This is a genomic window from Streptococcus sanguinis (assembly GCF_050234405.1).
Taxonomy (GTDB): Bacteria; Bacillota; Bacilli; order Lactobacillales; family Streptococcaceae; genus Streptococcus; species Streptococcus sanguinis_W.
Window position 1 is genome coordinate 1524363 of sequence record NZ_CP092117.1, and the last position, 11930, is coordinate 1536292.

10 protein-coding genes are annotated in these 11930 nt (G+C 41.4%); 1 reads left to right on the top strand and 9 read right to left on the bottom strand.

Annotated elements, in window-relative coordinates; genetic code table 11:
• Positions 1 to 41: 41 nt before the first annotated feature.
• The 7 genes from tpiA to pcrA all read right to left on the bottom strand — a co-directional run bounded on the left by tpiA (position 42) and on the right by pcrA (position 8840).
• Positions 42 to 800 (bottom strand): triose-phosphate isomerase, encoded by a 759-nt coding sequence (gene tpiA, locus MFP28_RS07455; RefSeq protein ID WP_002906859.1) that lies wholly within the window; start codon positions 798 to 800, stop codon positions 42 to 44.
• Positions 801 to 1080: 280 nt separating this feature from the next.
• Entirely contained in the window at positions 1081 to 1935 is an 855-nt protein-coding gene (rfbD, locus tag MFP28_RS07460) for a dTDP-4-dehydrorhamnose reductase (protein ID WP_002906860.1), read from the bottom strand.
• 261 nt (positions 1936 to 2196) lie between these two features.
• On the bottom strand, positions 2197 to 3681 hold the full coding sequence (locus tag MFP28_RS07465) for a glucosyltransferase domain-containing protein (protein WP_002906862.1): 1485 nt from the start codon (positions 3679 to 3681) through the stop codon (positions 2197 to 2199).
• Positions 3678 to 4604, bottom strand: coding sequence for a glycosyltransferase family 2 protein (locus tag MFP28_RS07470; protein WP_002906863.1), 927 nt, complete (start codon positions 4602 to 4604; stop codon positions 3678 to 3680). The genes MFP28_RS07465 and MFP28_RS07470 overlap by 4 nt, the downstream gene beginning before the upstream one ends.
• Positions 4605 to 4765: 161 nt before the next feature.
• The gene (locus MFP28_RS07475; protein WP_002906864.1) at positions 4766 to 6046 is read right to left on the bottom strand and encodes an O-acetylhomoserine aminocarboxypropyltransferase/cysteine synthase family protein; all 1281 of its coding nucleotides are present in this window, start codon (positions 6044 to 6046) and stop codon (positions 4766 to 4768) included.
• Positions 6047 to 6144: 98 nt separating this feature from the next.
• The gene (locus MFP28_RS07480; protein ID WP_002906865.1) at positions 6145 to 6543 is read right to left on the bottom strand and encodes an NUDIX hydrolase; all 399 of its coding nucleotides are present in this window, start codon (positions 6541 to 6543) and stop codon (positions 6145 to 6147) included.
• Entirely contained in the window at positions 6540 to 8840 is a 2301-nt protein-coding gene (pcrA, locus tag MFP28_RS07485; protein ID WP_002906866.1) for a DNA helicase PcrA, read from the bottom strand. Before pcrA ends, MFP28_RS07480 begins: the two co-directional genes overlap by 4 nt.
• Before the next feature lie 260 nt (positions 8841 to 9100).
• On the opposite strand from pcrA, the gene MFP28_RS07490 reads away from it, so the two are divergent.
• Entirely contained in the window at positions 9101 to 10291 is a 1191-nt protein-coding gene (locus tag MFP28_RS07490; RefSeq protein WP_002906868.1) for a cation diffusion facilitator family transporter, read from the top strand.
• A gap of 39 nt (positions 10292 to 10330) precedes the next feature.
• Here MFP28_RS07490 and MFP28_RS07495 read toward each other — a convergent pair whose 3' ends face one another.
• Positions 10331 to 11068, bottom strand: coding sequence for a hypothetical protein (locus MFP28_RS07495; RefSeq protein ID WP_002906869.1), 738 nt, complete (start codon positions 11066 to 11068; stop codon positions 10331 to 10333).
• A gap of 140 nt (positions 11069 to 11208) precedes the next feature.
• Positions 11209 to 11766: a signal peptidase I gene (lepB, locus tag MFP28_RS07500; RefSeq protein ID WP_002906870.1), complete on the bottom strand. Its 558-nt coding sequence runs from the start codon at positions 11764 to 11766 to the stop codon at positions 11209 to 11211.
• Positions 11767 to 11930 lie beyond the last annotated feature (164 nt).

Consider the following 11930-nt stretch of genomic DNA (forward strand, 5'->3'; position numbering starts at 1 on the left):
CTTGTCACCTTTGGGAGGACAAGTCTTTTTTCAACATTTTTTTATTTTACAAAATCAAGCAATGCCAAGAAGCTTTCAGCTTCAAGTGATGCACCACCAACAAGAGCACCGTCAACATCTGGACAAGCCATATAAGACGCAACATTTTCAGGTTTTACAGAACCACCGTACTGAACACGAACCTTGTCTGCTACTTCTTGACCAAAGTCAGCTGCTACAACGTCACGAACTGCTTTACACATCTTTTGAGCGTCATCTTGAGTTGCTGACTTACCAGTACCGATAGCCCAGATTGGCTCATAAGCGATAACCAATGATGCAACTTGCTCAGCTGTCAAGTCTTTCAAAGCAGCTGATACTTGAGCACCAACGAAATCTACTGCTTTACCAGCTTCGTAAGTTTCCAGTGATTCACCACAGCAGATGATTGGCACCAGACCATTGCGGAAGATAGCATGCGCTTTTTTGTTGATGTCTTGGTCTGTTTCATGGAAATAATCGCGACGTTCTGAGTGACCGATAACAATGTAGTCAACTCCAACTTCTGCAAGAACTTTAGGGCTGTTTTCACCAGTGAAGGCACCTGCATCTTCAAAGTAAGCGTTTTGCGCTGCAACCTTAAGATTGGTTCCTTTAGCTGCTGCCAAAACAGTTGTCAAATCAAGTGCTGGAGCAGCGATACCAGCTTCTACCAAATCTGAAGAAGGTAGCTTAGCAGCAACTGCTTCTACAAAAGCCTTTGCTTCTTCAGGATTTTTGTTCATTTTCCAGTTACCAGCAATAAATGGTTTACGTGACATATTCACACACCTCTTCTATTTTATTTATAGTAACATTGTAACACAGTTGAATGAAATAATAAAGGTTATCCACAGAATTTCATCAAATTGAAACATCTTTATTTTAAGGGGATAGGATCTGTGGAAAATTCTTCTCATTATCATTTCCCACCCGCATCTTCAAGCCAGCTCTTTCTCCACCAGAGCACGCACCTGAAACCACTTCCCCAACTAGCTAGAAGAAAAAAACAGAACCTAGTCTGAGACTAAGTTCTGTCGCTGTTATTAACTTCAAAGAAAATCACTGTTTCTTCTCTTGCTTGTAAAACTCTTTTAAGGCATCCTGCCAAGTCGGAATGATAAAGCCTGTAGCCTTGGCCTTGGTCAGGCTCATAGTTGAGTTGAAAGGCCGCTTAGCCTTGGCCGGGAACTTGCTGGAATCAACCGGCTGGACTTCCACATCTGTATCTTTGAGAATTTCCAATGCAAAGTCATACCAAGTTGTATCCTCAGCTGCATCATTAGACAGATGGTAATAACCAAATTCCTTTTGGTTTTCAGCCAGATGAGTCATAAATTCAGCCAGCGTACGAGTCCAAGTCGGACGACCATGCTGGTCATTGACTACAGTCAGAGTTTTGTGAGTCTTAGCAAGATTTTGCATGGTAAAGACAAAGTTTTTACCGTAGTTACCAAAGACCCAGGCAGTACGGATAATATAGAAACGGCTGGAATATTTCTCAACTAGCTCCTCACCCATGCGCTTGGTACGGCCATACTCTGTCTGTGGATCCGGCCGGTCATCTACTTCCCATTCCTCTCCGACAGGCTTTTGTCCGTCAAAGACATAGTCTGTTGAGATGTAGACCAAGGTCGCTCCGTGTGCTTCTGCTGCTTTTGCAACATTTTCGGTCCCGGTCACATTGATGGCATAGTCCAGCTCTTTTCCTTCGTCCTCAGCCGCATCAACTGCAGTATAAGCTGCGCAGTGATAAACCAAGCTTGGCTTGACTTCCGCAAAGACCTTGTCCACCATTTGTGCATTGGTAATATCCATTTCCGCCACATCAACAGCCACATACTCCTCATTGCGCTCATCCAAAAGATAGCGAAGCTCTGTACCTAGCTGTCCATTCGCACCTGTAATTAAAATCATTTGTCTTTCCTTTCACATCATAAACATTCAATGAGTTTATTATAACAAAAAAAGCAGAAAAAATCTGCTTGATCGAATCATACCTCTAGTCATTTTTAGAAAATAAAATCTCATACTTTTTATACTCCATATATAAATGATGCAACATTATGCAAGTGATAATCAGAAAACTTAGCATCATTTCAAATTGACAGTATAAACTTTAACAATGCATAATCATATTAAAATGAATCTTTTCTTTATTTCTCTCTTAGAAAGATTCTACTTCATGATAACAAATAATTCATTATTTTCAAGATAAATATTATATAACTTTGTTTCTTCAAGTAATGTATAATTTTCACTACTAAAATCGATATTAGCAATATCGATTAATTTGAAATCGACGTTTAAGTTCGTTATGCTATTAAATCTCAATGTCATATCCCAAGAAACATTCGTATTTGGCATAATCAAACTTTTTAACATTGGATAAACAGAAGCTGTATTGCTAAATACTGGCGAATCAGAAAGAAAGCGATTCACATTAATAACTGTTTTTTCGGGTGTAATGTACTTGTTTAGAGAGGAAGCTAGCAATATGCTCTGCGCTTTGAACATTTCATTTTGTTGTTTTAAACTGCTCACATAAGTAAAAGAGAAAGATAAGAAATAAAAAACTAATAATCCCGAGACGAAGGACTTCCCTCTACGTAGAATTTTACTCTTTTCACCGCATTCTAAGCTAACAATTAAGATAATCGCTAAAAAAATTCCGAAACCATATTCATATCTTGGTCTCATAAGATAATAAGGATTAGACAAAATCAAATAGGTTCCATAGCTAAACACACTTCCTAAACTTAGCCAAATCAGCATATAAATAAAGTTTAAAAGGAATTTAGTACTGGATAAGCGAATCACACTGATAGTTAAGAGAAATATAGCAATTATCGTTAATAAAACCCAGATAGTTGAACTTTGAAAAAATATATTGTTCAAATATCCTGCAGCATTCACCCCGATTATTTTAATCATCTCTAATCCCTTTGGAATATCAGCTTGATCAGCAAAAATAGGTGGCTTTATAAAAATTTGTATACGATATAAAAGCAAACCAATTACATATGACAACATTGAGATGAAAATTTTAGGAATTTTTTCTTTAAAACAACTTCCTTGCAATAATTCTAAAAATATTAGCGTCATGGTTACAATAATGTACACTCCTGAAGAAGCTTGGTATGAATTGCACATTAAGAATATACCAACAACTGACATAACTCCAAATATTTTTTTATTATCCCAGAAAATAAATGGAATGATTGAAACTAATATACTTAAAGTCATAAAAGGATTGTCAAATCTAAAACTTAATGGCTCTAAAAACCACGGATTAATTCCTATAATAGTTGAAACACATGCTGTTATAAAAGAAATCTTTTTATTGGGATATAAGGCAAATAATAAAATTAAACTCGCTAAAGTTAAAAAACAAGCTGACAGAATATTTGAAGTCAAGCCTAGTTCTGTCAGATGATCCCCACCTTGTATTAAACGAGCGGAATACTCACTTAAATATCTTGAATAATGTTCAGAGAATTTTGAATAGCCTTGTAATTGTCTTCCAATATCATCAATATAGGGATACTCAGCTAAACCGATATTAATATTGACTACTGAATAAATAATAAAAATAACTAGGGCAGACGATTTATTTAAAAGAAGATAGTTTTTAAAATCAGAAAAACGTTTCTGGAAAATCATTTACTCTTCTCCTTAATCACATAAATCGGCCGATGCTTGGTTTCCATAAATATTTTACCAATGTATTTACCCAGTATGCCGATGGTCAGCAGCTGGAAGCCTCCGATAAGGAGAATGACAGTCATAAGGGACGGCCAACCCGATGTCGGGTCACCAAAAACCAAGGTGCGAATAATAATCACTGCCATCAGGATAAAGGCTAAAATCCAAGACAGGATACCTCCTAAAAAGGCGATGTTGAGCGGCGCATCAGAGAAATTGACGATGCCTTCCAAAGAATAGTTGAAAAGAGACCAGAAATTCCAAGAGGTCTTGCCAGCTACTCGTTCGACATTTTTGTATTCCAAGTACTCGGTATTAAAGCCAACCCAGGCAAAAATTCCCTTGGAGAAGCGATTGTACTCTGAAACTTCCAGAATAGCTTCTACCATCTGGCTGCGCATCAGTCGGAAGTCACGCGCACCATCCACCATCTCTACCTGACTAATCTTGTTTATCAACTTGTAAAACAAATTGGCAAAAAAGCTTCGGATAGGCGGCTCTCCCTCGCGAGTAGTGCGACGAGTACCCACACAATCCAGCTCAGAATTCGTGTCCAGCATGGCCTTCATCTCAACCAGGAGCTCTGGCGGATCCTGCAAATCCACATCCATTACCGTCACAAAATCCCCACTCGCCTCTTGCAAACCAGCATATAGAGCTGCTTCTTTTCCGAAATTACGAGAAAAAGACAGATAGTGCACATCAGGACAGCGACTGCTGAGCTCTCGCAAAACAGCCAAGGTCCGGTCCGTCGATCCGTCATTGACAAAAATATATTCAAACTGGTCACGGATTTGATATTTGACCGCTTCCATGGCTTCATGAAACAGAGGAATAGACTCTTCTTCATTGAAACACGGAACAATCACCGAAATTGTCATTTTAATCTCCTACTATTTTTATATATTTCATCCTATTATAACAAAAAACTAGGCGAAATGCACTGCACCCTAAAAGTTAGATACAAAAAATCTAGCTTTTGGGGTGCAGCTTATTTCCAACCTAGTTTTATTCTTATTGCTTAGTCTAGAGACCTTGAAAATTAGATAGATTCCAAGGCGATTTTCAAATCCTCTATCAAGTCATCTACATTTTCCAAGCCGATAGAGAGTCGGATTTGATTTGGTGCAATGCCTGCTGCTAGCTGAGCCTCTGGCGACATCTGACCATGAGTCGTCGTAGCTGGATGAACGACCAAGGACTTAGCATCTGCTACATTGGCCAAATCGGAGAAAATCTCTAGGCTGTCAATAACTTTTCGAGCTTCTTTCTCCCCACCTTTGACATTAAAGGTGAAGATAGAGCCTACGCCTTTAGGGAAATATTTTTCTGCCAAAGCATGATAAGGACTGTCAGCAAGCTTGGGATAATTGACCTTCTCAACCTTAGGATGCCCTGCTAAGAATTCCACAATCTTCTCGGCATTGGACACATGGCGCTCTACACGCAAAGAGAGTGTTTCCAACCCCTGCAGGAAGAGAAAAGCATTGAAGGGAGACATGGCTGCACCCGTATCGCGCAAGAGCTGAGTCCGGACAGCAGTAACAAAGGCTGCTGCTCCGACATCGCGCGTATAACTGATATCGTGATAGCTCGGGTCCGGGTCCACGAACTGCGGAAACTTGCCAGAAGCTTCCCAGTCAAAACGACCGCTGTCCACAATCACACCGCCAATGCTGGTTCCGTGACCACCGATAAACTTGGTAGCAGAATGTACCGCGATGTCCACTCCATGAGAAAAGACATTGATCAGATAAGGAGTGGCAAAGGTATTGTCGGAAATCAGCGGAATTTTATGAGCATGAACCAGCTCTGCCAAAGCATCAAAGTCAGGAATATTTATCAAAGGATTGCCCAAACTTTCAATCAGAACCAACTTTGTATTGTCCTGAATAGCTGCTTCTACTTCAGCCAGATTTTCAATATCCACAAAAGTCGTGGTAATGCCATAGCGAGGCAGGGTTTCTTTGAGCAGATTAAAGGTACCACCGTAGATGGTAGAGGCTGCTATTACATGGTCGCCAGCATGCGCCAAGGCTAGAACGGTATAGGTAAGGGCCGCCATACCAGAAGCTGTCGCTAGAGCTCCAACCCCACCCTCCAAAGCCGCAATCCGCTCCTCAAAAGCAGACAGGGTCGGATTGGTAATCCGAGTGTAGATATTGCCCGGTTTGCGCAGGGCAAAAAGTTCTTCTCCCTCCTGAGTATCGTCAAACACATAGGAAGTTGTCTGGTAAATAGGCAGAGCCCGAGACTTGGTTGTCGGATCAACTGTCTGTCCAGCATGAAGCTGCAGAGTTTCAAATTTAAATTCACGTGTCATAAGGTCACCTCACTATAGTTATGTGATAAGTCTACCACTAAACGCCCCGCTTGACTAATAGAATTTCCTTATCAAAAGAAATAAAGAGAAGCTATATCTTATAGCTTCTCTTTTATAATCTCAAAAGTCGCTTGATTGCTGGGCCAGTACAGCTGCGACGAAACTTTGTCTAAAGCTACCCACTGAGCTCCTACATGCTCATCAGAAATCTGGATTTCTTTCTGTTCAGTCAGAACTAGAAAGAGATTTTTGTGGATGGACAGATTTTCATCAATCTTTACCGTAAAATCTCCAAGACTAGTCAAATTTGGACAAGCTAAGAGCAAGCCGGTCTCTTCCTTTATTTCACGAAGACAAGCCTCTTCTGGGCTCTCGCCACTCTCAATCCCACCAGTAATGGGCTGCCAAAAGGAAACTTTCTCATTCTCCACTTTCAAGAGCAAGATTTCCCTATCCTCTGGATGATAGATCCAGGCTTCAATCGACTGTTTCATCATGATTTTTTCTCAATCGGTGCTATGCTGGCTAGCACTTTCTTCAGACCCACTTCTGGGAAATTAATCTTAAGCTCTTGGCTGTTGCCGCTGCCAGAGACTGCTAGAACTGTCCCATCGCCCCATTTCTTATGGTGGGCAATATCTCCGATAGCCCAAGCAACTTCTGGCTTAGATGGCTGGCTCTGACCGCTCTTTCCAAAAGGCAGACTGCCTGTAGAAATCGAGCTTGGTGCTGCCTGACGCTTCCGTTCTTGCAGGGCCTGGGCCAGACTCATGCCTTGACCGAATTGACTGGTATCACTATTGGTATCACTATTGGTATAACTAACCTTAAAGGAGCTATTTGACGGTCGAGCCAGTCCCTGATAGTCTAGCAAGTCTGAGCTGATTTCTCTCAAAAAGCGTGTAGGATGATTATAGTTGGTTTTACCATAAAGCATACGGGAATTAGCATTGGTCAGATAGAGAATCTTCTCTGCTCGGGTGATGCCAACGTAAGCTAGACGCCGTTCCTCTTCCAACTCATCCTCATCTTCAGACGCCCGACTTAGAGGGAAGACATTTTCCTCCATACCAACCAGAAAGACGACCGGAAATTCCAATCCCTTGGCTGCGTGGAGGGTCATTAGAGTCACTTCGGAACTCTCCGTATCCCCATCATCTGTGTCTGCGATCAAGGCTAAGTCATTGAGAAAACGGCTGAGCTTATCAAGACCAGACTCATCAGTAGGATTGTCTGGACTTTCGTCAAAATTCTTGGTTACAGACAGGAATTCTTCAATATTTTCAATCCGAGCTTGGCTCTCCAAGGTTGCCTGCGCAGCTAAGGCCGCAGCATAACCTGTCTTTTCCAGTACGGCTTCTACCAACTCCGTCACTGTAAAGTCGTCCAAGCGCTCCCTCAAATCCAGAAGCATATTAGCAAAATCATAGACCGCCTGAGCCGCCTTGCCCTTGACTGGAGACAGCAGGATATTGGCCGACGCATCTAGCAAGGAGATTTCCTGACTGGACGCAAAATCCCGAATTTTCTCCACCGTTCCTGGTCCGACACCACGCTTAGGCTCATTGACCACGCGCTCATAGCTTATATTATCGCTAGGATTGGCGATGAGATTGAGATAAGAAATAACATCGCGGATTTCCTTGCGGCTGTAGAACTTGGTGCCACCGACCATAGTATAGGGAATATTGGACTTTAGCAGGGCTTCCTCCACTGTCCGTGACTGGGCATTGGTCCGGTAAAGAACTGCAAAATCCTTATGACTGTATCCTTCTCGGCTCAGCTGATCAATAGTTCGGGCGACAAAAAGAGCCTCATCCTGCTCGTCATTAGCCCGATAGTAGACAATTTCCTCACCGTCTTCGTTTTGAGTCCAGAGATTTTTAGGACGGCGGTTGCGGTTGTTTCGGATGACTTCATTAGCTGCCTGAAGAATGGTCTTGGTGGAACGATAGTTTTCCTCTAGCAGAACTACCTTAGCTTCTGGATAATCCTTTTCAAAGTCCAGGATATTCTGCATATCGGCTCCCCGCCAGCCATAGATAGACTGGTCAGCATCTCCGACTACGCAAATATTCTTAAAGCGGGAAGCCAAGAGCTTGACCAGCTGATACTGAGCATGGTTGGTATCCTGATACTCATCCACATGGATATACTGGTAACGTTGCTGGTAGTAGGTCAGAACATCAGGATTTTGATCAAAAAGCCGCAGGGTCAGCATAATCAAATCGTCAAAGTCCATAGCCTCAGACTGGCGCAATTCCTTTTGATAGGCTGTGTAGCACTTGGCCACAATTTCTGTATACATATCATCAGCTAGATTTGCATAGGCCACCTCATCAATCAGGTCGTTCTTAGCATTGGAAATAGTCCCAAGAATGGCGCGCTCATTCCACTTTTTAGGATCCAGATTGAGATTTTTGAGAATCCGTTTCATCAGAGTCCGCTGCTCACCTGGATCAACGATAGTAAAGTTACGGTTGTAGCCAATATGATCTGCTTCTCGCCGCAGAATGCGTACACACATGGAGTGGAAGGTAGCGATTAAGCAATCTTGAGCTTCCGTTTTAAGTTTTTCAGCCCGTTCTCTCATCTCCCGCGCCGCCTTATTGGTAAAGGTAATGGCAAGGATATTCCAAGGATTGACCATCTTCTCATCAATCAAATAGGCAATGCGGTGGGTCAGGACACGGGTCTTACCCGATCCAGCTCCCGCCATAATCAGCAAAGGCCCTTCTGTTGTCTGAACCGCCTCAGCCTGACGGTCATTCATACCGTTTAATAAAGGATGCATTTTTCTTCCTCTTTCAAAGTCAATGCTACTATTATAACAAAAATCCTGATGAAGCTAAACCAGAAAGAAGAGGAATTTCTGATTTTAGGTTAGATTTTCGACAAAGTCATTTAAGGCACCCCAAGCCCAACTCAAATTGAAAATCAATCCTATTTTTGCTATAATATGCCCATATGAGACTTAGAGCATCTGTCCATAGATGACATTTTTTCGCAAGTCTCTTTTCCATTCTGCTGTCCCACTCAGAAAGAAAGGCTGTCATGAAAAATCCTAGTAACAATCTGAAACTAGCGGAGAGAGGAGCCATCCTGTCCATCGCTACCTATCTGATTCTCTCCGCGGTCAAGATTATCGCAGGCTCGACCCTCCAGTCCTCCAGTCTGACGGCCGACGGCTTTAACAACGTCTCTGATATCGTGGCTAATATCGCCGTTTTAATTGGCCTGCGTATGGCTAGAAAACCAGCCGACCGTGACCATCGCTTCGGCCATTGGAAGATAGAAGATTTGGCCAGTCTCATCACATCTTTTATCATGTTTTTCGTTGGATTTGATGTCCTGATTGAGACCATTCAGAAAATCATCTCCAACCAAGAGACCAAGCTTGACCCTGTTGGTGCCGTGGTCGGAATACTCTCGGCTATCATTATGTTGGGTGTTTATTTTTACAATAAAACGCTAGCTAAAAAAGCTCACTCCAAGGCTCTGGATGCCGCAGCCAAGGATAACCTATCAGACGCTGTCACTTCTATCGGCACTTCAGTTGCTATCATTGCCAGCGCCTTTAACTTTCCAATCGTTGATAAGCTGGTAGCCATTGTCATTACCTTCTTCATTCTCAAGACGGCCTACGATATCTTTATGGAATCTTCCTTCAGCCTGTCCGACGGATTTGATGAAAGCCTGCTCCAAGACTATAAGCAAGCTATCCTGGAAATTCCTAAAATCACTCAGGTCAAGTCACAGCGCGGCCGGACCTATGGCAGCAATATCTATCTGGATATTATCTTGGAAATGAATCCGGATTTGTCTGTTTTTGAAAGCCATGAGATTGCGGACCAAGTTGAGGATATGCTTATGGAGCGCTTCGGAGTCTTTGATATTGACATTCATATTGAGCCTGCTCCCATTCCCGAGGATGAGACGCTGGACAATCTTTACCCAAACCTGCTCATGCGTGAACAGCTCGTGGAGCAAGGCAACCAACTGGATACACTTCTGTCCGCCGAATTTCTCTACATTTCCCAAGATGGCCGACAGCTGAACAAGGCTGAATTTCTGGCAGAAAGAGCCTCAAAAACACCTATCAAGAACGTTGAACTGCTCTCTGTCAGCCAGAAAACCAAGCTCATCCGCTATGAAATGGACGGTGTTATCCATACCAGCCTCTGGCGCCGCCACGAAGTATGGCAAAACATATTTCACCAAGAGACACGAAAAAAACCAGTCTGATGATTAAGTCAGTCTGGCTTTTTCATTGCAACACATCCTTCATTTCCCTGTATAATAAATAACAGTAATACTATCTAGACTTTGCAAATTTGTTGGTTTTTCTTTAGCTTTCAGGATGTCTTTTTCAGGATTGTCAGACAAATAATAGTTGTCATAGCTATCATCTAGGTCGGTATAAATCTTTATCTTATCATTAACAAGTAAAGCAGCATATCTTGCCTGTCCAAAAGGCTTTCTTGAAATCTTTGTAAATTCAATTTTTTCAACATTTTCATAGTGATTCAGTAAAAATAAAGCCAGCCCCTCTTCCTGATTGCGCACCTTTATTTTTTCCTCAGTCGTCAGCCAAGCATTTTCTCCAGAGTAAATAACATCCGTTTCACCCGTATCTTTAAAATTTGTGACCTTCTCTTTCTTTTTCAGACGAAAGGTCAATTCTGTCGAATCAGTGTGAGAACTATCATTTATATTATAGTTTTCATCTTTTGAGTCCAAAGAAACATGTGGGATATAACTGGTGTCATTTACAATCACACTAACAGAACCTGCTTCCCAGAACTTTCCCTTGGAAAATTCATCAAATTCAATTTTTTGAACATCTTCATAATGATTAATGATATAAAGTGCAAGCTTTTGCTCTTTCTTATGAAGCTCCGTCATTTCTGTATCTGACATCCATATTTTTTCACCATCTCTATTTACTATGCTGCTACATGCAGTCAGAAAAATCAGTGCAAGTATAGCCCAAAATAGTAATTTTTTCTTTCCTGACTTCAAGAGCAGTCTCCTTTAATAGTCTTTTGATATTAGTATACCACATCAGAACAAGTATCTTTATGTTTACTTGTAACTTTAAAGTTGATTTTCAAAGAAAAAAACCAAGGTTTGCCCTGCCTTGGTTGAAAATAGACTTCAATTTATTTATTCTTAATAAAACCAAATTCATTAAGCGGTGAAAGTCGGAACTCCACCACTCCCTTGATTTGACTGGCTTTGATGAGCCCAAATTCTCGGCTGTCCTTCGTATTTTCCCGTCGGTCATTAAGAATCAGATAAGAATCTTTAGTAATTTTATCAGACTTTGAATCTTTTAAATCCATAATAGAGAAATCATGAGTATAGTAACCCGAACTTCCTGCTGAAGCCAGATATTTCTCGCGCATTTTCTCGATATATTCTTCCGACATGACCTGACCGTTCAGGTAAAGGAGGTCATCCATATAGGTTACCTGATCTTTTTCCTGGGCAATGACCCGGCCGACATAGTCTTTGCCGTCCACTTCATAGAGAACAAAGTCTCCACGCTTGATGTCTTGCTTTTTCGTCGCCAAGACCAAGTCATTCTTTGCCAAATAGGAATTACTGTCCTGCTCAGTCACCCGATAAGGCGTATAAATAAAAACTCTCAGCCCTATAATGATAGCTGCCAGTACTGAAAAAATAATGATATTTCTTAATAAATCTCTCTTTAACATTCGTCTCCCCCATCTCTTTTATACCATTATATCATTTTTAGACAAAATAGACAAAGGTACAATTTTATTTCAAAAACCAATTTACAAACTAGCACTTCCTCTTAAATAAAATAAGTTGCATCACATAAACAAGAAAAGAACCGGTGATTTTCCAATCAACGGTT

Bases quoted from the DNA above. Each gene is read 5' to 3' on its own strand.
- MFP28_RS07475 (WP_002906864.1), bottom strand. From the start codon at position 6,046: ATGACACGTGAATTTAAATTTGAAACTCTGCAGCTTCATGCTGGACAG.
- rfbD (WP_002906860.1), bottom strand. From the start codon at position 1,935: ATGATTTTAATTACAGGTGCGAATGGACAGCTAGGTACAGAGCTTCGC.
- tpiA (WP_002906859.1), bottom strand. From the start codon at position 800: ATGTCACGTAAACCATTTATTGCTGGTAACTGGAAAATGAACAAAAAT.
- MFP28_RS07470 (WP_002906863.1), bottom strand. From the start codon at position 4,604: ATGACAATTTCGGTGATTGTTCCGTGTTTCAATGAAGAAGAGTCTATT.
- lepB (WP_002906870.1), bottom strand. From the start codon at position 11,766: ATGTTAAAGAGAGATTTATTAAGAAATATCATTATTTTTTCAGTACTG.
- MFP28_RS07465 (WP_002906862.1), bottom strand. From the start codon at position 3,681: ATGATTTTCCAGAAACGTTTTTCTGATTTTAAAAACTATCTTCTTTTA.
- MFP28_RS07490 (WP_002906868.1), top strand. From the start codon at position 9,101: ATGAAAAATCCTAGTAACAATCTGAAACTAGCGGAGAGAGGAGCCATC.
- pcrA (WP_002906866.1), bottom strand. From the start codon at position 8,840: ATGCATCCTTTATTAAACGGTATGAATGACCGTCAGGCTGAGGCGGTT.
- MFP28_RS07480 (WP_002906865.1), bottom strand. From the start codon at position 6,543: ATGATGAAACAGTCGATTGAAGCCTGGATCTATCATCCAGAGGATAGG.